General features: G+C 66.4%; 19 protein-coding genes. 9 read left to right on the top strand and 10 right to left on the bottom strand.

Annotated elements, in window-relative coordinates:
- The first annotated feature begins 5 nt into the window (after positions 1 to 5).
- Genes OG874_RS13800 through OG874_RS13775 form a run of 6 tightly spaced genes read left to right on the top strand, consistent with a single transcriptional unit; the run spans position 6 to position 6,336 of the window.
- Entirely contained in the window at positions 6 to 764 is a 759-nt protein-coding gene (locus OG874_RS13800; protein WP_330255529.1) for an ABC transporter ATP-binding protein, read from the top strand.
- Positions 761 to 1,606: an ABC transporter permease gene (locus OG874_RS13795; RefSeq protein WP_330255528.1), complete on the top strand. Its 846-nt coding sequence runs from the start codon at positions 761 to 763 to the stop codon at positions 1,604 to 1,606. The genes OG874_RS13800 and OG874_RS13795 overlap by 4 nt, the downstream gene beginning before the upstream one ends.
- A gap of 35 nt (positions 1,607 to 1,641) precedes the next feature.
- The gene (locus OG874_RS13790; RefSeq protein WP_330255527.1) at positions 1,642 to 2,820 is read left to right on the top strand and encodes an ABC transporter substrate-binding protein; all 1,179 of its coding nucleotides are present in this window, start codon (positions 1,642 to 1,644) and stop codon (positions 2,818 to 2,820) included.
- Between the two features lie 8 nt (positions 2,821 to 2,828).
- Positions 2,829 to 4,145, top strand: a complete 1,317-nt coding sequence (locus OG874_RS13785) for an FAD-binding oxidoreductase (RefSeq protein WP_330257283.1) — start codon at positions 2,829 to 2,831, stop codon at positions 4,143 to 4,145.
- A complete protein-coding gene (locus tag OG874_RS13780; protein ID WP_330255526.1) occupies positions 4,142 to 4,912 on the top strand; it encodes a creatininase family protein in 771 nt (256 codons plus the stop codon). The genes OG874_RS13785 and OG874_RS13780 overlap by 4 nt, the downstream gene beginning before the upstream one ends.
- Positions 4,909 to 6,336, top strand: a complete 1,428-nt coding sequence (locus OG874_RS13775; protein ID WP_330255525.1) for an amidohydrolase family protein — start codon at positions 4,909 to 4,911, stop codon at positions 6,334 to 6,336. Before OG874_RS13780 ends, OG874_RS13775 begins: the two co-directional genes overlap by 4 nt.
- Before the next feature lie 104 nt (positions 6,337 to 6,440).
- Here the strand turns inward: OG874_RS13775 and OG874_RS13770 are convergent, their stop codons facing one another.
- From OG874_RS13770 to OG874_RS13740, 7 genes are all read right to left on the bottom strand, one after another.
- Positions 6,441 to 7,568 (bottom strand): ABC transporter substrate-binding protein, encoded by a 1,128-nt coding sequence (locus OG874_RS13770; RefSeq protein WP_330255524.1) that lies wholly within the window; start codon positions 7,566 to 7,568, stop codon positions 6,441 to 6,443.
- A 51-nt stretch (positions 7,569 to 7,619) separates the two neighbouring features.
- Positions 7,620 to 8,486, bottom strand: coding sequence for an ABC transporter permease (locus OG874_RS13765; protein ID WP_330255523.1), 867 nt, complete (start codon positions 8,484 to 8,486; stop codon positions 7,620 to 7,622).
- The gene (locus OG874_RS13760; protein WP_330255522.1) at positions 8,483 to 9,310 is read right to left on the bottom strand and encodes an ABC transporter ATP-binding protein; all 828 of its coding nucleotides are present in this window, start codon (positions 9,308 to 9,310) and stop codon (positions 8,483 to 8,485) included. The genes OG874_RS13765 and OG874_RS13760 overlap by 4 nt, the downstream gene beginning before the upstream one ends.
- Before the next feature lie 69 nt (positions 9,311 to 9,379).
- The gene (locus tag OG874_RS13755) at positions 9,380 to 10,582 is read right to left on the bottom strand and encodes an amidohydrolase (RefSeq protein ID WP_330255521.1); all 1,203 of its coding nucleotides are present in this window, start codon (positions 10,580 to 10,582) and stop codon (positions 9,380 to 9,382) included.
- Between the two features lie 31 nt (positions 10,583 to 10,613).
- Positions 10,614 to 11,357, bottom strand: coding sequence for a sulfite exporter TauE/SafE family protein (locus OG874_RS13750; protein ID WP_330255520.1), 744 nt, complete (start codon positions 11,355 to 11,357; stop codon positions 10,614 to 10,616).
- A 73-nt stretch (positions 11,358 to 11,430) separates the two neighbouring features.
- Positions 11,431 to 12,162, bottom strand: a complete 732-nt coding sequence (locus OG874_RS13745) for an amidase family protein (protein WP_330255519.1) — start codon at positions 12,160 to 12,162, stop codon at positions 11,431 to 11,433.
- A gap of 46 nt (positions 12,163 to 12,208) precedes the next feature.
- Positions 12,209 to 13,288, bottom strand: coding sequence for an acetamidase/formamidase family protein (locus OG874_RS13740; RefSeq protein WP_330255518.1), 1,080 nt, complete (start codon positions 13,286 to 13,288; stop codon positions 12,209 to 12,211).
- A gap of 155 nt (positions 13,289 to 13,443) precedes the next feature.
- Between OG874_RS13740 and OG874_RS13735 the strand changes: the two genes are divergently transcribed.
- From OG874_RS13735 to OG874_RS13725, 3 genes are all read left to right on the top strand, one after another.
- Complete coding sequence (locus OG874_RS13735; RefSeq protein WP_330255517.1) at positions 13,444 to 14,115, top strand: GntR family transcriptional regulator; 672 nt, start codon at positions 13,444 to 13,446, stop codon at positions 14,113 to 14,115.
- An 83-nt stretch (positions 14,116 to 14,198) separates the two neighbouring features.
- On the top strand, positions 14,199 to 15,482 hold the full coding sequence (locus OG874_RS13730; protein WP_330255516.1) for an amidohydrolase family protein: 1,284 nt from the start codon (positions 14,199 to 14,201) through the stop codon (positions 15,480 to 15,482).
- A 998-nt stretch (positions 15,483 to 16,480) separates the two neighbouring features.
- Entirely contained in the window at positions 16,481 to 16,606 is a 126-nt protein-coding gene (locus OG874_RS13725; protein WP_330255515.1) for a hypothetical protein, read from the top strand.
- Between the two features lie 40 nt (positions 16,607 to 16,646).
- On the opposite strand, the gene fahA is transcribed toward OG874_RS13725, so the two are convergent.
- From fahA to OG874_RS13710, 3 genes are read right to left on the bottom strand one after another with little or no spacing between them, the layout of a single operon-like run.
- Entirely contained in the window at positions 16,647 to 17,846 is a 1,200-nt protein-coding gene (gene fahA / locus OG874_RS13720; protein ID WP_330255514.1) for a fumarylacetoacetase, read from the bottom strand.
- Positions 17,846 to 18,676: a hypothetical protein gene (locus OG874_RS13715; protein ID WP_330255513.1), complete on the bottom strand. Its 831-nt coding sequence runs from the start codon at positions 18,674 to 18,676 to the stop codon at positions 17,846 to 17,848. The genes fahA and OG874_RS13715 overlap by 1 nt, the downstream gene beginning before the upstream one ends.
- Positions 18,673 to 19,866 carry a homogentisate 1,2-dioxygenase gene (locus tag OG874_RS13710; protein ID WP_330255512.1) on the bottom strand — a complete coding sequence of 398 codons (1,194 nt, stop codon included), beginning with the start codon at positions 19,864 to 19,866 and terminating at the stop codon, positions 18,673 to 18,675. The genes OG874_RS13715 and OG874_RS13710 overlap by 4 nt, the downstream gene beginning before the upstream one ends.
- Positions 19,867 to 19,912: the final 46 nt, after the last annotated feature.

Below are 19,912 nucleotides of genomic sequence, written 5' to 3'. Positions count from 1 at the left end.
CAACCATGAGCACCGCCCCGCCCCGCCCCGGCAGTCAGGTGCTCGGATTCGAGTCGACCGAACTCACCTATCCCAATGGCACGGTCGCGCTCTCGGGCGTCGATCTGACAGTCCGGGCCGGTGAATTCGTCAGCGTCGTCGGGCCCTCTGGATGCGGGAAGTCGACACTGCTTCGAATCGCCTCCGGCCTGGAGTGCGCAACCGGGGGTTACACCCAGGTCGGCGCGAATCGGATCGGCTATGTGTTCCAGGACGCCACCCTGCTGCCATGGCGCTCGGTGCGCGACAATGTTGCACTACTGGCCGAACTCGATCACATGGCCAAGGCCGAGCGCTATCGCCGTGCCGACGATGCCATCGAGTTGGTCGGTCTCGCGGGGTTCGCCGATCACCTGCCGCGCATGCTCTCCGGCGGTATGCGGATGCGGGTGTCGCTGGCTCGTTCGCTCACCGTCGATCCCGAGTTGTTCTTGTTCGACGAACCTTTCGGCGCACTGGATGAGATCACGCGGCAGCGGCTCGGCGACGAGATCACCGAACTGTTCGACGACCGCCGCTTCGCGGGCCTGTTCATCACGCATTCGGTGACCGAGGCCGTGTACCTCTCGACCCGCGTCGCGGTGATGTCGGGCAGGCCGGGCCGCATCGTCGAGGAGATCGACATTCCGTTCGACTTCCCGCGCCGACCGGATATCCGCTTCACCCCCGAGTTCACCGCACTCGCGAGCCGAGTCTCGCAGGCGCTGCGAGGAAGTCACACATGATCATCAAAATACCTACTGCCGCAACGGTATCCGAATCAGTTGTGGCCACCGCTGCGGCGCGCACGTTCAAACTGCGTACGGTCCTTGCTCCGCTCGCGATCCTGGCCATGGTGATCGGCGCCTGGTACCTGGTGACCTACACGGTGCTCGCGCCGTCGCGCCGGTTTCTGATGCCGCCGCCGCACGAAGTGGTGACCGAGGGACTGCTCGGTCCGGCGGCGCCGGATATGTGGGAGGCGTTGCGGCGGACCGCGACCGTGGCGTTCACCGGTCTGGTGATCGCCGTGCTCCTCGGGATCGTCTGGGCGGTGCTGATGGCGCAGGCTGGTTGGGCGGAGATTGCTCTGTTTCCGTATGCGGTTGTGCTGCAGTGTATTCCGATCCTGGCATTGGTTCCGCTGATCGGTTTCTGGTTCGGTTTCGGATTCACCGCGCGGGTGTTCGTCTGCGTGCTGATCGCCCTGTTCCCGGTGGTGTCGAACACGCTGTTCGGCCTGAAATCGGTGGACAAGGGCCTGCGGGAACTATTCGCGTTGCGTGCCACCGGCCGGATCACGGTGCTACGCAAGCTCGAGTTCCCGGCCGCGATGCCCGCCATCTTCGCCGGTATCCGGATCTCGGCCGGGCTCGCGGTGGTCGGCGCGATCGTCGGCGACTTCTTCTTCAAGCAGGGCGACCCCGGCATCGGCATCCTGATCGACAACTACCGGTCGCGGCTGCAATCGCCCGAATTGTTCGCCTCGATCCTGCTGGCCTCCGGCCTCGGTGTCGTGGTTTTCGCGTTCTTCAGCTGGCTGTCTCGCCGCCTCGTCGGCGCTTGGTACGACTCCGCCCGCAACTGATATCCCCCCGCCGCCGCGCCCCCTTGGGAGAAAACATGAGAACACCCCGCTTGCCACGTTCGGTCCGCGCGACCGTCTGCGCGACCGTCGTCGGCCTCGCCGCTCTGACCGGCTGTGCCCAAACCGACAGCACAACAGCGACTTCCGGTTACAGCGGCCCGATCGGATCGATCGACCTGAAGCAGGTCTGCCCGACGAAGATCGTGGTGCAGAGCGATTGGAACCCGGAAGCCGAACATGGCGGCCTCTATCAACTATTGGGTCCGAACCCGGCGATCGACGCCGCGGGCAAGAAGGTCACCGGTCCGCTATTCGCCCACGGCGAGTACACCGGGGTGGACCTGGAGATCCGCGCCGGCGGTCCAGCGATCGGATTCCAGACCGTGACATCGCAGATGTATCAGGATGACTCGATCATGCTCGGCTTCGTCGACACCGACCAGTCCGTCCAGTCCGCGGCCACCAACCCGACCACCGGCGTCTTCGCTCCGCTGGAGATCAACCCGCAGATGATCATGTGGGATCCGGCGACCTATCCGAATGTGCACTCCATCAGCGACCTGAAGGCCGCCAAGGCGACCGTGTTGTATTTCCAGGGCGCGGCCTACATGGACTACCTGACCGGTGCGGGCATTCTCGACAAGAGTCAGGTGGACGGCAGCTACGACGGCACACCGGCCAACTTCGTCGCTGCCGGCGGCGCCAAGGCGCAACAGGGGTTCATCAGCGCCGAGCCTTACCTCTACGAGCAGAAGATCGCCCAATGGCACAAGCCGGTGGCCTACCAGTTGCTGCACGACGCCGGATTCCCCGTGTACAAGTCCGCGCTCGCGGTCCGGTCGGGGCAGCTGGAGGCCGATTCGGCGTGCCTGCAACGCCTCGTTCCGGTGATGCAGCAAGCCCAGCTCGACTATTTCGCCGATCCAGCCACGGCCAACGATCTGATCGTGCAGGCAGTCGACAAGTACGACACAGGCTGGGTATACGACGCGGGCAACGCAGCCTATGCGACGAAGCGGATGCGCGAGGCCGGTGTGGTCGGCAACGGCGGCAATGCCACGGTCGGCGATTTCGACACCGCGCGAGTCCAGCGGGTCATCGACATCACCCGGCCGATCTACACCGAGCAGAAAGTCTCGGTCCCCCAAGGACTGACGACCGAACAGATCGCGACGGACCGATTCATCGATCCCAAGATCGGATTCGCGTCGTGACCGCCGCCATGATCAAGGCCGGTGATCGTCCCGACTTCGGCCCCGAGCAACTCGACGGCCTGGTCGATGACCTGCTCGCGCTGCTCGGCCCGCGCGGCGTGAGCACCCTCGACCGCGCCCTGGACCGCGCGTCCCGTGACGGGTCGGGGATGAGCCCGATCCTGTCGGCCCAGCAACCCCTCGGGCGGCCGGACGCGGTGTGTTATCCGAAGACGGCCCAACAGGTCCCGGCGATTGTGCGGGCTGCGGTGCGTCGCGGCGTACCGATCACCGCGCGCGGCAAGGGCACCGGCAATTACGGCCAGGTGGTGCCCCGCTTCGGCGGCCTTGTCATGGACATGACCTCGCTAGCCGGTATCCGGGAACTCACCGACACCACCATCACCGCGGAGGCGGGCGCCAGGATGATCAACCTGGAGCAGGCCGCGTGGGATGCCGGACGGCAGCTCTGGATGTACCCGTCAACCGCGCAATCCACCCTCGGCGGATTTCTGGCCGGTGGATCCGCCGGCACGGGCACCATCGTGCACGGTCGCAACCACATGGGTTTCGTGGAATCCGTCGATGTCGTCTACGGCCACGAGGATGCCGAACTGCTCCACCTGGAAGGTGCTGCGGCACAACCGATGGTGCATACCTACGGGGTGGCAGGGATCATCGTTTCGGCCACGGTCCGGCTGGAACCACTACAAGACTGGAAGTGCGTGTACGCCAGCTTCGGGTCCCATCACGAGGCCTTCCCGGCCGCCATGCGCGCCGCGTCCATCGAACCGAATCCGCGGCTGTTGTCCGCCGATGGTGCGACGATCGTCGACGCACTGCCGTCGGACCCCGCGTTGGTGCGCGGCAGGGCCAGTGTCCGCGGCATCGTCGACGCCGCGGCGCTCGAGGAGACGGTTGCGGTGCTGGAGGACGGTGGCGGCCGGATCGAGGCGGTGCGCGAGGGGCTGGCGCAGACGATGCGGTTGAGCACCCTCTCTTACAACCACCCGACCTGGTGGCTGCAGAAAGCCGTGCCGGACACCTACTTTCACATGGAATGCCAAGGCGACGCGCTCGTCACCCGGCTGCGGGAGGTGGAGGACGTCTATGACGGCGGGATGCTGCACTTGGAAGTCGGGTATCAGACCATGTTCGGGATGATCAACGGCGTCTACCGCGATCCCGAACAGGTATTCGCGGGGGTGCCCGCGCTGGAGGCGCTCGGCGTCGGTGTCCATTCGCCGCACCATTCCTATGTCGATCTCGACGCCGATCGGGTCCGGGCGCTGGCGCGCAGCACCGATCCGAAGGGTCTGCTCAATCCAGGAAGGTGGCAGCGGTGACGACATCCACCCGGCACTTCGCCGATCTGACCACGGCCGAAGTCCCCGAGGCGCTGAGCCGCGACTCCGTGCTCGTGCTGCCCACCGGAGCGATCGAACCACACGGCCCACATCTGCCGCTGCGCACCGATCTGGTGATGGCCGAGGCCGTTTCCGGCGCTGCGGTCGATCGCGCCGCCGCGGAGGGCAACGATGTATGGTTGCTGCCCGCATTGGGCTACACCAAGTCCGACGAGCATGCCAATCTTCCCGGCGCGATGTGGTTGCAGGCGGAGACGATGATGCGCGTCGTGGTCGACCTGGGTCGCAGCATCGCCGCGACTCCGGCGCGGCGGGTGTTGTTCGTCAATTGCCACGGCGGCAACTCGGCCCTGCTCGAGGTGGCGCTACGTGAATTACGCCGCCGATTCGACCTGCAGACCTTCCTCTACGCATCGCCTGCCCGGCCGGGGCCGACCGAGGAGGGTTTCGGCATCCACGCCGGATGGGCCGAGACGTCGATGATGCTGCACCTGCGCCCCGATCTCGTCGATATGACCAAGGCGAAAGCCGCCGTACCGCAATCGATCGCGGGCCATAAGCACGTCGGATTCGGTAAACCGGTCCGATTCGGTTGGCTCGCCGACGATTTCGCCGAGTCCGGCGTGATCGGCGATCCGACCGGTGCGGATGCCGCGTTCGGCGCCGAACTATTCGAGGGCACAGTCGATTCCCTGGTGCAGGCCATCCCTGAGGTCAGCACCTTCGATCCCGGACGCGTCGGATGACCGTACTGACAATCAAGAATGCGACGCTGCTGCCCGTCGGGGGAGATCGCGAGTGGTTGCGCGGCTGGATGACCGTCGATGCCGACGGCCGGATATCCGGTGTCGGAGAAGGAGATCCGCCTGCCGAGGGTGGTGAGGTCCGCGACGTGGCGGGCGCCATGGTCGCGCCCGGCTTCGTCTCCGCGCACAGCCATATCTACACCGGTGGCATGCGCGGTGTCGCCGCGAACAGCACGCTCTACCCGTGGGTCACCCGCAACACCGAGATGCTGCTCGCCGCAGGCGCCGAGGACCTGTACTGGCTCACCCTAGCCGGGTCGTTCGACTTTCTCGCCAATGGCATCACCTCGGCCTACAACTTCACCCAGAGCCGGGTGCTGGCGCTGTTCGACTACGCCTCCTCGAGTATGAAAGCGGCCGCTGTTCGGCCGCTCGAGTTTCTCACCCGCCAGATCGACGCCACCAGCGACGCGGGCATCCGATTCGTCGCCAGCGTCCGGCTCGACGACGAGCAACTGCCCGAAGACGAAGCGCTCGGGGTCTTCGGTGCGGTGATGGATTACGCGAAAACGACTGTGCCGCCGAATCTTTACCTGGGGGGCTCGGTCTACGGATCCGTACAGTGGTCGACCTCACCTGCCACCGCCGAGCGTGAACGCGCCATGATGGACCGTCACGGCGTCACCAACCAAGCCCATTTCGTCGAAACCGCGGAACAACTCGACATCCAGCAAGCCAAGTTCGACTGGTACGACGAAGCCGGAGTCCTCGGCCCGGATTTCGCGTTCGGCCACTTCGTCCATCCCACCGACCGAATGATCGACCGCGCGGCCGAGACCGGATGCGCCATGGTGTGGCAGCCGATGTCCAACGGCCGCCTCGGATCCGGTATCGCCGATATACCAAGGATCTTGGCCACCGGCATGCGTGTGGGGATCGGGCTGGACGATCAATCGTGCACCGACGTGTCCGACCCCTTCGAAAACATGCGCACCGGCCTGTACACCCAACGCGCGCTGCACAGCGACGCAGCCATCCTGACACCGGCACAGATGCTCCGACTACACACGCTCGGCGCGGCATCGGCCATCGGCGCAGCAGACCGAATCGGCTCGCTGGAGGTCGGAAAATACGCGGACTTCATCATCGTCGACCCGTTCGACCCCGACACTGGACCAGTCTGGGATCCGGTCGCCACCTACGTCTTGGCCTGCTCGACACGCAACTTGCGTGCGGTGTACGTCGGCGGGCACTGCGCATGGGCCGGTAGCCGCTCGACCCATCCGCTCGCCGATCAGGCCACTCGCGAACTGCACCAACGAATGGTCCGAGTAGCGGCGGTCAATGGCTTTCACCCAGCCCTTCGGTCACAGACCCACCACTACCGGCATTGGTCGCAGCCCACGGCAGCAGGGCCGGCCTGACCACCCGGCAAGGATCGGCAATTCGCCTCGGCCGCGTTCACCTCGTCGTTCCCCTGGATCGTCGCCCGCCTCGGGCTCCCCGTACCCGAGGCGACCTGAGCGGACTACTGGGCCCGCAAACCGATTGCGGGGTCGATGAATTGGTTGGTAACCAGGTCGGCGGCGGTGACGCCGTCGGGAACCTGCTGACCACGACCACGCAGCGTATCGGTCACGGCCGTGATGACGCGGGCGACCCGGGCGGTGTCGAAATTGCCGAGGGTGTCATCGGTTCCGTTTCCGACGATCTTCTCCGCGAGCTGAACCTTGACCGAGTTCGCATTGCCCGCGGCGGTGATCGGCGGACCGTCCGGAATGGTCTGCGCGATGCGCAGCAGTGCCTGATTCGTCGGCTCCGGGTTGGTGACGTAATCGACCTCGGCCTGTTGCAGTTTCGGGACCAGCTTGGTCAGGCACGGACTCAGTTCGGCGAGTTTGTCACTGCGGACCGACCATTGGTGCGGGTAGATCTCGTAGCCCGCCTTGTGCACGAGCAGGTAGTTCGTCGGCTTGAGCCAGCCCTTGACATCGTGTTCCCAGCGGTAGGGCTCATTGGAGACATAACCCTGCTGCATCACCTTGCCGCGCTCGGCGACGAACCGGCTCGGCGTCCCGTCGAAGGAGGCATCGGCCTGTTCGGGCCGCACGTAGCCCTTGGCGATCAGGTAGTCCATGTAGATCTTGCCCTCGCTGTACACGACGGGCGCCCCGGTCGCGGCCACGTCGTTCCAGGACTCGACGTGATAGCTCGCGGGATCCCACATCACGATCTGCGGATTGATATCGAGAGCGGCGAAAACGCCAGTGACATTGAACTTTCCGCGCGCCTGCAGTGCCTCGTCGGTCGGGATCATGCCGAGGGTGATGCTGGGGTCCTGATACATCTGCGCCGGAACCGGCTGCCCACCGAGGAACGGACCGCCCAGGCGCACTTCGACGTTGACACCGGTATCGCCGAGTGGGCCGGAGTAGGCACCCTTCTTGACGTCGACGGTGCCATCGGGTCCGACCAGTTGGAAGGCGGCGGCGCGTTCCGGTGTTGCGTACCAGTCCGTTTGGATCACGACGGTCGAGGGGCAGACGCCCGCGAGTTCGCCCTTGCCGGTCGGCGCGGGCGTCGAGGTGGCACCGCTACAGGCGGTGAGCAGTGCGGTGCCGGACAGTGCGGCAGCGGCGAGGAGGCGTTTCTTCACGGGATTTCCTTGGGGTCGAGCGGGTTCGGAGCAGAGCGAAGCGAGTCGGCGTTACTTGCCGCGACGGACACCATGTGCGCGGTCGACGCGCCCGGCGAGGAAGTCGAAGCACCAGAAGAGGATCAGACCCACCAGCGAGGACAGCAGCAGCGCCGTGAGCAACTCCTCGGTGGCCAGGCGCTGGCGGTAGACGTCGATCATGCGGCCGATGCCGGGCTGGCCCTGGCGAAAGAAGAAGTCGGCGACGATCGAGCCGATCACCGCCATCCCTCCGGAGATCTTGAACCCGGAGATCATGGCCGGAAGCGCCGCGGGAAGTTGCAGTTTCCGCAGGCGCTGCCAGCGATTGGCGCCGTGCAGGGTGAACAGATCGTGTTCGGCCGCGGCCACCGATTTGAGGCCGAACAGCGTGTTGGTGATGATCGGGAACAACGCCACCATCACGCATACGATCACCCGACTACCGAATTCGTAGCCGAACCAGAAACCGAACAGCGGCACCACCGCGAGGATCGGAATGGTCTGCAGGATCACCGCATACGGATACAACGAATACTCGGCCCACCGCGCCTGACTCATGAGCACCGCGAACCCCACGCCGAGCACGATGGCGATGCCGAGCCCGACCAGCGCTACCTGCACCGTCGACCACAGCGCGGTCAGAATCTCAGTGCGCGCCACCGAATCCAGCAGACCGTGCGAGACGACGGCCTCGGGTGCGGGCAGCAGGAACCGCGACTCTTCGGCCAGCAGAAAGTGACTCACGATCGACCACAGCGCGATGACCAGGACGAATACGACGATCGGGGCGATGATGCGAATCGGTGCGATCGGCATGCGCCAGTGCCGTTTCCCAGTGGCCGGTTCGATCTCGCTCGCGGTCGCCGCCGCGACCGGATCTGCGGTGGCGGCGGTCATGCGGCAACCGCCTGTCCGGAGCCGCGCAGCGCGGCGGACACATCAGCGGCGATATTGGCGAACTCGGCCGTATACCGCAGCTCCGGTGCGCGTGGAAAGCCCAGTGGTACCGGAATATCGGCGCACACTCGGCCCGGCTGCCCGGTCAGCACGATGACCCGGGTGGACATGAAGACCGCCTCGGCCACCGAATGGGTGACGAACACCCCGGCGAAACCATCACGGCGGAACAGCGTCCCGACCTCCTCGTTGAGCCGCTGGCGGGTGATCTCGTCCAGTGCGCCGAAGGGTTCGTCGAACAGGAACAGTTCCGGCCGCACGGTGAGGGCGCGCGCGATGGAGGCGCGCATCCGCATGCCGCCGGAAAGCTGTGCGGGCTTGTGCTTCTCGAACCCGGCGAGACCGACCCGCTCGATGGCGTCGCGGGCGGCCGCCCGCCGGGTCGCCTTGTCCACGCCCGCGAGTTCGGCGGGCAGTTCGACATTGCGCAGCACACTGCGCCACGGCAGCAGCGTCGACTCCTGGAATACATAGCCGAGCTGGGCCGTCGCGACGTCGACAGTGCCCGCGGTGGCCCGCTCGAAACCGGCGGCCAGCCGCAGCAGCGTGGACTTACCGCAGCCGGACGGGCCGACCAGTGACACGAATTCACCACCGCGAATAGCGATGTCGATGTCGGCGAGCGCCTGGGTGCCGTTCTCGAAGGTCAGGGATACGTCGCGAAACGCAAGGGCCGGTGCGGTATCCGCAGGACTGCGGTCGGCAGCGGTCGTATACGCGGATGCGCCCTGACTCGTCGACGCTGGAGAAGCCGTTGTGCTCATGAACCAGTTCTATCGGCGGGTGATTGCCGAACGCGGTCGGCGCGATTACGCGCCTGTTTCGTATACAATCTATTTCTCGGTAACGACCACACCGTCGCGGACGACGATCCGGCCACGTTTGAGCACCAGTTTGCGAAGCGGCAGCGCGACCACCGCGGCCGCCGGTGTCGGTGCGTCGACGACGAGCAGATCGGCCGGTGCTCCGGCGATGAGCCCGTAGTCATCGAGCCCGAGAACCCTTGCGCCACCGTAGGTTCCGGCGAGCAAGGCCAACTCGATCTCGGGATCGGCGACCAGCCGGTCCCGATACGCGACGCTGTTGATCCGACGCAGCATGTCGCCGTCGCCGTACGGGGTCCACAGATCCCGCACGCCGTCATTGCCCAGCGCCAGGGTGGCGCCCGCGTCGTGCATGACCCGCACCGGCACGACGGGCGCCTCGCCGACCGCGCACGTCACCATGGAAACACCTGCCTCGGCGAGGTTTTCGGCGACTCGCCGCTGCTCATCGGGTGCGAGGGACCCCATCGCATACGCGTGGCTGATCGTGACCCGCCCGGCCAGGCCGGTCGCGCGGGTGCGCTCGATGATGAGGTCGAATTCCCAAGCGCCGAGGGCGCCGCCGTCGTGCAGGTGGATGTCTATCTTCGCACCGTGGCGTTCCGCGAGGCCGAAGATCACATCGAGCTGCCCCACCGGATCCCGGTCGTAGCCCGCCGGATCGAGACCACCGACGACCTCGACACCGTCCGCGAGCGCCGACGCCATCAGTTCGGCGGTCCCCGGCCGGGTCAGCAGCCCGCCTTGGGGGAACGCGACCAACTCGACATCCACCCGATCCGCGTGCCGCGCTGCGGCTTCCCGCACCGCTTCCACGCCGCCCAAACCGACCTCCGGATCGATATCGATGTGGCTGCGCACTTGCGTGGTGCCGCCGCTGATCATGGCGTCCAACAGGTTTGCGGCGTAGTCCGCGCTGGGCAGGCCGAGTTCGGCCCGTCGGCCCGCACCATTCGCGATGCGCCCGGGCAGGGTCCGGCCGCCGGTGTTGGGCACCCATGGGCCGCCGAACAGCGTCTTGTCCAGATGGCAGTGCGCATCGACCAGGCCCGGAAGTACCAGTGCGCCGGCCAGATCAATGGTCTCGCCGTCCGGCGCTTCCAGATCGGGCGCGATCTTCGCGATCCGTCCGTCCACGATGAGGATATCCGCAGTGTCGATCGGCAGCCCGGGAATCCAGGGGCGTCCGCCTCGCAGCAGCAGGTTGTTCATTTGAGGTCCTCTCGGTATTCGGGGTGAGCAGTCAGGTGAGCAGCATCGTTGCCCCCGCACCCGCGCCGAAGATGATGACCACGGCGCGGAAAGCGTTGGGGTGCAGCCGGTCGGCGAGCTTCGCGCCCGCGATGCCGCCGACGAGGCAGGCCGGTGCGAGGACCGCGACCGAGAGCCAGTGCACGGGGCCGAACAATGCGACGGCGAATACGGCGGTCGTCGAAACGGTCAGGGTCAGCAGGCTTTTCAGACCGTTCAGGCTGGTGATGGTGGCGTCGATACCGAGGGCGAGTGCGGTGAGTACGACGATGCCCATACCGCCGTTGAAATACGCGCCATACGCACCGCCCAGGAATACGCCCAGGAACAGGGTTTTCTTGGAATCCCCTTGGCGCGCGGTCAACTTCCGCGATACCAACGGCTGGGCCGCGAACAGGGCCGTCGCCGACAGAATCAGATAGGGCACCAGCGCGGCGAAGATCTGCGGCGGCGCGGCGAGCAGGGCGATCACGCCGCCCACCGCACCGGCCGCACCGGTCGCGACCAGACGCGGGACGAGCGCGCGATAGTCGTCGAGTCGCCGCCGCAGCGCCGCCGCACCACCGAAATAGCCGGGCCAGACCGATACCGAATTGGTCACCGTGGCGGCGACCGGCGGCAGTCCCGTGGCGAGCAGTGCGGGAAATGAGAGCAGACTGCCGCCCCCGGCAATGGCGTTGCATACCCCCGCGCCGAAACCCGCGATGAGCAGTAGGGCCAGATGTGGGAGATCCATCCATGAAGTCCTTCCAAGGGTCCGCGAAGACGGCCGCGGCCGAAATGAGCGGCGCGGCGCGAGACTCCGGCGATCAGCCCAGCAATTCGGCAGTGGCCAGCAGAGATTCGTCCCGACCTGGAGCCGCCAGCAGGGACAGTCCCAGCGGTAGCCCGTCGATCGCGGCGACCGGCACACTCAAGGCGGGAGCACCGCAGACCGGCGCGAGACAGGTGAGCCGCGCGACGGCGGCCCGATCGGCTGGGCCGAGCCCGTCCGGCAGTGTGGTCGCCACGGATCCAGTGGCCGGTATCGACGATCCGACCGACAACGTCTCGGCCGGTGATGCAGTCCTGGACCCAATGTTCGGCTGCTCGTCCGGTGATTCGCCCGAGCCTGGAATCGGCGGTGCGGCAGCGGGTGCGCTCGGCATTGCGAGCAGCCCGTCGTCTCCCAATTCGTGCAGGATCCGATCAGTGGCTGCGCGCAGGGTCGCACGGGCCGCGGCCACGGACTCGGCGCTGCCGCTGGAGGATCCACCCGGCACCCGCCCGGGCGCCACGGGATTCTCCGGTGTGCCGTAGTGGTGGTTCGTGCCGGCCAGGCTGTAGGCGAGTTCGTCGGTGTGCGTCTTGCCGATCACCGTGAACGCGCTGCGCAACCGCGCGACCGCGACCGCATCATGGGCGGGCAGCTCATGTGTGGTCAGCCATGTCGGGTGGCCCGCACCTGTCGGCATCCCTGCCACATCGATGACATCTTTGACCGCCAGACGTTGTCCGGCCGGTGCCGAGTCCACCGGCAACCAGGGCACGAATCCGTTCACGACGCCACCGCGGCGCGCTCGGACGCGGCGAACCGGATGCACTCGCTCACAGGCCCTCCAAATGGCTCTTGCTGATACAGCAGTGCACGCCCTTCACCACATCCACGACCTGCGAGATGCGGAAATCCGCTGCGGCACTGAGGTACGCGAGCGCGACGGCCGGGGGTATCCGATAGCGCGCACCGAGGAACGTGATGGCATTGCGGGTGGCCTGTTTCACCGCCTCGTCCAGATCGGTGTCCAGGCCGAGCAGCAGGTGGTCGGTCGCGGTCTCCGCATACGGAAGAGCCAGGGCGGCAGCCATTTTCCGCGCCCCGGGATCGGCGTGCAGTGTCAGTCGCACGGTGGCGCGCAGCGGGGCCTCGAAGGCGGTGAGCGCGACTTCACCGTCGCCCATGGCGAAATGCGGGTCACCCGCGTAGAACATCGCGCCCGGCACCTGAACCGGAAGGTAAAGCCGCGCACCGACTCCCAGCATCCGCACATCGATATTCCCGCCGTGCGGGCCGGGCGGCACCGAATGCACAGGCTGTACGGTGGCCGCGGCCACGCCCATGATGCCGAGGAAGGGGTCGAGCGGAAAGCGCAGCGCACGACCGTCACCGATATCAATCACCCCGCGCTCGGCCGCATCGACGGTGGCGATCGTGCACACCGGCGGCACCGGCCCATCCGGATCATGGTCCCCCCGCTGCGGAAATTCGCCCGGCAGCGCACCTTTGCCATGCCGATTGCTGATGACGCCGTAGGGCACGCGCCGCAGCAGTTCGAGCACCTCGACCTCGAGCACATCACCGGGGCGCGCACCGCGTACCGCGATCGGGCCGGTCACCACATGCGGCCCGTGCACGCTCGGGTCGTGTACGACCGAGCGCGCCACCTCGGCGGTGTCAGCCAGGATCTCCGTGATCCCACTCGCCGCGAAGAAGGCCGCAGGATCCCGGCCCTGGTCCTCGAGTATGCCTTCGTGGCTGATGGTGTCCAAACACACAGCCGTACCGGAATCCACCGTGATGACCGGCTGGGCGAGGGAATTCGGCAGCAGTCCCCAGGAGATCTGGTCGGGATCCGCGGGAAGGTATACGTCTGTGGAGCAGGCACCGGCACGCGACTGTAGTAAATTCATGGCATCCGATCCGACGGTTGAGCAGTGGATCGTATACAACCACTGCTATCGGTCGTCCGCCACCGCTAGCGACTGCCGCAGGTCGCTGGAAAAGATCGGCTAGCGACTGCTTGCAGGTCGCTCGGAACAACCACCCAGCGCGCTGTGGGAGCCATGTGAGCAGCACCACCCGGCGAATGACTCCGCAACAAGTGTGCCGAGCCATCCGCGACGACATCATCCGCGGCCTCTTCGCGCCCGGCCAACGCCTCACCGAGGACACCCTCGCCGAGAACTACGGAGTATCCCGAGTTCCGGTGCGCGAGGCGCTACGCACCCTGGAGGCCGAGGGTTTCGCCTGGTCGCGCCCCTACGCCGGGACCTTCGTCGCCGAACTGACCGAGGCCGACGCCGCCGACCTGCTCGAAATCCGCGCCCTGCTCGAACCGCTGTGCGCGGGCCGCGCCGCCGTACGCCGCACCCCGGAGCAACTCGGCAGGCTCAAGGAACTCACCGCACTCGGCCAGGACGCCGTGCTCGACGGACGGCTCGACGAGCTCACCCGACTCAACAGCCGCTTCCACGAGGTACTCGCCGAGGCCTCGGGCAGCACCCTGCTGAGCCAGCTGATCACCCAGCTCAGCTGGAAGATCGCCTGGGTATACGCGGTCGAATTGCCCAGGCGCGCCGAAGATTCCTGGCACGAGCACGAGGAGATCTGCGCCGCACTCGACGCGAGCGATCCGGAGCGCGCCACCCAGGTGGTCGCCGCACATATCGCCCACGCCACCTCGGCATACCGGCGCCGCGACCGCGCCGCCGATCCAGCGGCGCAACAGGATCCGTAACCCAGACGTCGCATTTCTCGCGGCTGAACGAAACACGAGGGTCGTATACAATCCTTGTCCCGTTCTTCTCCCGGAGGTTGTCCATGGCGGATCTGCTGCTGCGCGACGCCCGCATCGCCGACGACGCGGCCCTGGTCGACATCGTCATCGACCAGGGCATCATCACGCAGCTCGACCACCTACCGCCCGGGCGTGCCGACCACGAAATCGACTGCGCCGGACGCGTCGTCATCCCGGGACTGATCGAATCACACCTGCACCTGGACAAGGCACTGCTCGATCGCGAACGACCGAACCTCGATGGCACCCTGGCCGGGGCGATCGCGGTCACCGGCGAGCTCAAGCGCACCTTCACCCGCGCGTCGATCCGCGACCGAGCGCGGCGCATTCTCGACCTGGCGATCACCAACGGCACCACCACGATTCGCGCCCACCCCGACGTCGACCCGATCATCGGGCTGCTCGGCGTCGAGGCACTACTCGACCTGCGCGACGAGTATCGCGGCAGAATCGACCTGCAGATCGTCGCCTTTCCGCAAGAAGGCATCCTGCGTGCCCCCGGCACCATCGACCTGCTGCGCGAAAGCCTGCGTCGCGGTGCAGATGTCATCGGCGGCTGCGCCTACAACGAAGCGACCGTCGCCGACTGCCGTCGCCATATCGATCTCATCTTCGAACTGGCCGCCGAATTCGACGTCCCGATCGATATCCACGCCGATTTCGCCGACGACGCGACCGATCCCCGCTTCGCGCTCGCCGACTACATCGCCGAGGTCACCGAGCGCACCGGCATGCGAGGCCGAGTTGCGTTGGGCCACATGACTTCCCTGGCTGGACAGCCACCGAGGCAGCGACGCGAAACCCTGAACCGTCTGGCCGCAGCAGGCATCGCGGTCGTCCCGCTGCCCGCCACCGACATACATCTCGGCGGCCGCGCTGATACCACAAATATCCGCCGTGGCATCGCACCGATCCGTGAGCTCTGGGACGCGGGCATCACCACCGCGTACTCCTCCAACAACATTCGCAATGCGTTCACCCCCTACGGCAACGCCGACCTCCTCGACATCGGCCTGTTCCTGGCCCAGACCAGCCACCTTTCCACTCCCGCCGAGCTGACCCGGATCCTGACCATGGCCACCACCCAGGCCGCCGCCGTCATCGGGATCGCCGATCGCTACGGCATCCGCCCCGGCGCCGCCGCGGACCTCGTCGTCCTGTCCACCCATCGCGTCGCCGACGCCCTACTCGACCGCCCGGACCGCTGCTACGTCATCAAATCGGGCCGGATAGTCGCGCGTACCACCCGAACCCACGAACTGCTACCCGCCGCTGATCCACCGGTACGGCAACCACTGGCCAGCTGACCGACGTGTCCGATTAACGTGATGCTCCCGGGGATCGACGCCCGGGGCATCACGGCGTTAGCGCCGGATTTCGTTCGGCTGCACCACTACCCCCAAGGCACCGCCGCCCCGCGGGCTTTCGCCGAACACATGGGTACGGAGATGCGCCTCAGTGGCAGAAGTCTCGACAAAACTCTTGACCACATCTGGCAGTACCGACGTGGTTCGCGATGCAGTCAGCTGGCGCCGACGGCGCATATTCAGACACAGGGTCGACAAACGAGCGGTTGGCCGGCCCACCGGGCGCCGGCGAAACCCACTTCTCGATCGAGCGGGCCTGGCCGCTCTTGGACCGGGGCTGATCCCGACGTGGTCGGTGCCTCGCTCGCCGGTTGGTCGAAGTCTTTCGGCAGCTGGGTACCAGCCGAGCCGAGGAGTTCACCCAACGTCTACGGCGCATACCGGCGGAATCGTTGACATGAGCTCGACCGCGGTCGTCCCGGCGCGGACCGTCAACGGGATCGCGGGCAAACCGACGGTGACAAGACAGCTGTATATCGCAGAGGCAACTATCGCGACATCGATCGGAGTGCGATCTTGAGCGGCTGCCCGGAAGACTCTGCCGTCCGCATCGACAGCGACGTATCCCGTCGACGTCGTAGATGCCGCGAGTCGCGCACCCGGATACGTGGCCATCATCTCCCTGGCCCACGCCAGCGCAGGTTCGGTGGAATGGGGTGACGGCGTCAGCGCTTTCGATGATCTGGGGATCAGGTTCGGTATCCGCTGCGACGGTATGGGTTTGCTTCCCGTGCGCATCATTGTGATGAGACCAGACCGACGCGGGATATCGAACCGGCACCAGAACAGAACCTTGTGGCGCTTCCGTGTATGCGACGTAGGACATGACCGGGCGAATAGTGCAGTGAGGGTCGGGGATTCGCGGCAGGGTGGCCGTGTTCGCAGGTAACTCGATCCCGAGCTCGAGGTAGATCAAACGCCTCACCTATGCGGCCGAGATGATCTACTCGCCGATGTATATGCATCTGCTGTTCAACCTGGGACCCCTCGACGACGCTCTCGCCGAGCGACTCGTCGACCAGGCCATTCGCGGGCTCGGAGCGGTGCAGGGTACCGGGGACTGACCTTGTACCCGCCGCCGAACACGCGCGGCGAAAGCACCCGCTAAGAATTCACCGACGGCTGAATACGAGCCGTTACCTCGCCGAGGCTGATCAGCGAACCGGGCGGGCCGGGCGCGGATCCGCTCAGCGTCACGAGGTCGCCGTCTTCCAGGAAGGTACGGGTACCACCGTCGGGCAGGCTCAGGGGCTCGGCGCCATTCCAGGTGAGCTCGATCAGCGAGCCGCGCTCGTCCGCACCCGGTCCGGACACGGTGCCGGATGCGAACAGATCCCCGGTGCGCAGGCTCGCGCCGTTGACCGTCATGTGCGAAAGCATCTGCGCCGGAGACCAGTACATCTCCGCGTACGGCGGCCGGGACACGGTGTGCCCGTTCAGCGCGAACTCGAGCCGTAGATCCAGGCCCCACGGCTCGGCCTCCTCCAGATATGGCAGCGGCGCCGGATCCTGCCGCGGCGTCGGCACACGCGCGGCGGCCAGGGCGTCCAGCGGGACAATCCATGGTGAGATCGAGGTGGCGAACGACTTCCCCAGGAAGGGCCCGAGCGGCACGTATTCCCAGGCTTGGATGTCCCGGGCCGACCAGTCGTTGACCAGGCACACGCCGAAGACATGATCGGCGAATTCCTTGGTGGACACCGACTCTCCGAGTTCGGTCGGGGTGCCGACCACATAGCCGACCTCGACTTCGATGTCGAGCCGGACCGACGGTCCGAACTCCGGCTCCGGATCCGACGGCGCCTTGCGCTGGCCCCGGGGACGAGTCACCGGTGTGCCGGAGGCGACGATCGTGCCCGCCCGGCCGTGGTAGCCGACGGGCAGATGCTTCCAGTTCGGAAGCAGCGCAGCGGAATCCGGGCGGAACATCTTGCCCAGGTTGGTAGCATGCTGCTCGCTGGCATAGAAGTCGACGTAATCGGCGACCTCGATCGGCAGGTGCAAAGTGACCTGGTCCACCGGATGCAACACCTCGTCCGCGCGAGCTCGTTGTGTCGGGTCGGTGAGCAGGTCGATGATCCGGCGGCGGGTCGCCGTCCAGTGCTCCCGCCCCTGGGCCATGAAGTCGTTGAGCGACGCCCTTTCGAATACCTGGTCGCCCAGTGCGGCTCGCAGATCGAGCACATGATCTCCGATGCGGACGCCGACGCGGGCGCGTCCGCCTGGAGGCGAGAAAACCCCGTAGGGCAAGTTGTTGATTCCGAAGCCGGAACCCTCAGGTACCGGCGCCCAGGAGTTGGTCACTATCGAATCCCTTCCGTGTCGATCAGTCCGAAGGCGTGGGCCTCGGCTACCGGGATGGTCGTGCTGCATGAGCCGTAGCTGGTCAGCAGAGCGCGTGCCGACGCGATCGCGTCCCCGTCAAGGACGGTAGCCACTCGCACCAGTCGTAGTGCGTCGTCCGTCAGCAGGGTGGACTCGATCGCAGCCACGGCGGCGCCACCGGCGGCGGCCGCTGACGCGAGCACCAGATTCAGGAATCCGTGATGGGTGAACCCGGTATGCGTGTCGGTGTAGCGCACCGCGTGATGCAGGCCCGCGGTGGCCTTGACCGGGATACCGGCTCGGGCCGCAGTGGCGAGTGCGTCCGCTAGTTCCGCCGCCGACGGGAACAGTTCCGGCCGGAGCCCGCCACAGCGCAGCTTCAGCCCGGCCCCGAGACGTGCGAGCTCCGGCACCAGATCGGCGATGTCGGCGTAGGCCGCGGGCTCGACGAAGGCCGGGATGCCCTGGGGCAGAGCGGCGATCACGTCCGCGACCGCGACATCCATTCCAACGGGCGAGAATTCGACCACCGCGAGGTCCAGCGCCGAATCCTTTTCGATCTGCGCGAGCGTCTCCGTCAATCCGGCCTGTCGGTTGTCGGCGATGAGGCTGACGCAGATGCGATCACCCGGCTGGAGCTGGGTGCGAAGTTCGGCGATGCGGCTCGCACGGCACAGGAATCGATGAGTCAGTATCGAGCTGGCCGCACGGCGGTCGGCGCGATGACGGGCGACAGCGTCAGGCATGCTCAGTGCGGTCGGCGGAAACAGCCCGGCATCGTCGACCAGCCCGTCGAGCAGACTGGTCATGGAGTCACCCCCGACCAACTGCGGGCGTAGACGCCGTCGTCAGAAGCCAGGCCGGCCTCGCCGAGCTGCAGCGGCCGGAAGGTGTCGACCATGACGGCGAGCTCGTCGAAGAACTCCTTGCCGAGGCTGCGCTCGACCGCGCCGGGCTGCGGACCGTGCGCGTGGCCGCCGGGATGCAGTGACACCGATCCCTGTGCGATTCCGGTCCCCCTGCGGGCCTCGTAGTCGCCGCCGCAATAGAACATCACTTCGTCGGAGTCGACGTTGGAGTGGTAATACGGCACCGGCACCGCCAGTGGGTGGTAGTCCACCTTGCGCGGCACGAAATTGCAGACGACGAAGTTGTTCCCCTCGAACACCTGGTGCACCGGCGGCGGCTGATGCACGCGGCCGGTGATCGGCTCGAAGTCGGAGATATTGAAGGTGTACGGGTAAAGGCAGCCATCCCAGCCGACGACGTCGAACGGGTGATGGGGTACCAGGTACCGGGTACCGGTGACCCCGCCCGGCGCCCGGTGTTTGACCAGTACTTCGACGTCGGTCTGCTCGGACAGCAACGGCTCGGCGGGACCGTGCAGATCGCGCTCACAGTACGGGGAGTGTTCGAGCAACTGACCGAAGCGCGACAGGTAGCGCTTGGGCGGCGCGATGTGACTGTTGGCCTCGATCACGTAGGCCCGCAACGGTTCTCCGGGATCCGGCAGCCAGCGGTGGGTGGTCGCCCGCGGCAGGACGACATAGTCGCTGGTCCGCACGAGCAGTGTGCCGAAGACCGTCTCCACCGTGCCCGCACCCGATTCGACGTAGACGCACTCGTCGCCGATCGCGTTGCGATACAGCGGCGATGGCTCACCGGCGCAGACGTAGGAGATGCGGACGTCCTCGTTGCCGAGTACCAGCCGGCGACCCATGACCACGTCGAGCGACTTCCACTCTTCGCCCGGGAACAGGTCGGGCAGCCGCAGGTGGCGCGGGATGAGCGGACGGTTCGGGGTCAGCGACAACTCGCCCGGCTCCCAAGGGGTCGCTTCCAGGATCGCCGAGGGAATGTGCCGGTGGTACAGCAAGGAGGAGTCGCTGGAAAAGCCCTCCTCCCCCATCAGTTCCTCGTAGAACAGTGCGCCGCTGTCACTGCGTAACTGTGTGTGTCGCTTGGGTGGGATCTGCCCCACCCGGCGGTAGTGCGCCATGTCGTAGCTCCTCGATTGTAGTCAATGCATTGACTAGTTTTCGTCC

Origin of the sequence: Nocardia sp. NBC_00565 (assembly GCF_036345915.1) — a bacterium.
Classification (GTDB): Bacteria; Actinomycetota; Actinomycetes; order Mycobacteriales; family Mycobacteriaceae; genus Nocardia.
Note: the sequence above shows the minus strand (reverse complement) of the source record. Positions and strands in the feature narration are given on the sequence as shown.

What these genes read in the sequence shown, in the direction of transcription:
- OG874_RS13790 (WP_330255527.1), top strand. Translation starts at nt 1,642, where the DNA reads ATGAGAACACCCCGCTTGCCACGTTCGGTCCGCGCGACCGTCTGCGCG.
- OG874_RS13755 (WP_330255521.1), bottom strand. Translation starts at nt 10,582, where the DNA reads ATGAACAACCTGCTGCTGCGAGGCGGACGCCCCTGGATTCCCGGGCTG.
- OG874_RS13740 (WP_330255518.1), bottom strand. Translation starts at nt 13,288, where the DNA reads ATGAATTTACTACAGTCGCGTGCCGGTGCCTGCTCCACAGACGTATAC.
- OG874_RS13760 (WP_330255522.1), bottom strand. Translation starts at nt 9,310, where the DNA reads ATGAGCACAACGGCTTCTCCAGCGTCGACGAGTCAGGGCGCATCCGCG.
- OG874_RS13730 (WP_330255516.1), top strand. Translation starts at nt 14,199, where the DNA reads ATGGCGGATCTGCTGCTGCGCGACGCCCGCATCGCCGACGACGCGGCC.
- OG874_RS13800 (WP_330255529.1), top strand. Translation starts at nt 6, where the DNA reads ATGAGCACCGCCCCGCCCCGCCCCGGCAGTCAGGTGCTCGGATTCGAG.
- OG874_RS13785 (WP_330257283.1), top strand. Translation starts at nt 2,829, where the DNA reads ATGATCAAGGCCGGTGATCGTCCCGACTTCGGCCCCGAGCAACTCGAC.
- OG874_RS13775 (WP_330255525.1), top strand. Translation starts at nt 4,909, where the DNA reads ATGACCGTACTGACAATCAAGAATGCGACGCTGCTGCCCGTCGGGGGA.
- OG874_RS13765 (WP_330255523.1), bottom strand. Translation starts at nt 8,486, where the DNA reads ATGACCGCCGCCACCGCAGATCCGGTCGCGGCGGCGACCGCGAGCGAG.
- OG874_RS13725 (WP_330255515.1), top strand. Translation starts at nt 16,481, where the DNA reads ATGATCTACTCGCCGATGTATATGCATCTGCTGTTCAACCTGGGACCC.
- OG874_RS13715 (WP_330255513.1), bottom strand. Translation starts at nt 18,676, where the DNA reads ATGACCAGTCTGCTCGACGGGCTGGTCGACGATGCCGGGCTGTTTCCG.
- OG874_RS13750 (WP_330255520.1), bottom strand. Translation starts at nt 11,357, where the DNA reads ATGGATCTCCCACATCTGGCCCTACTGCTCATCGCGGGTTTCGGCGCG.
- OG874_RS13795 (WP_330255528.1), top strand. Translation starts at nt 761, where the DNA reads ATGATCATCAAAATACCTACTGCCGCAACGGTATCCGAATCAGTTGTG.
- OG874_RS13710 (WP_330255512.1), bottom strand. Translation starts at nt 19,866, where the DNA reads ATGGCGCACTACCGCCGGGTGGGGCAGATCCCACCCAAGCGACACACA.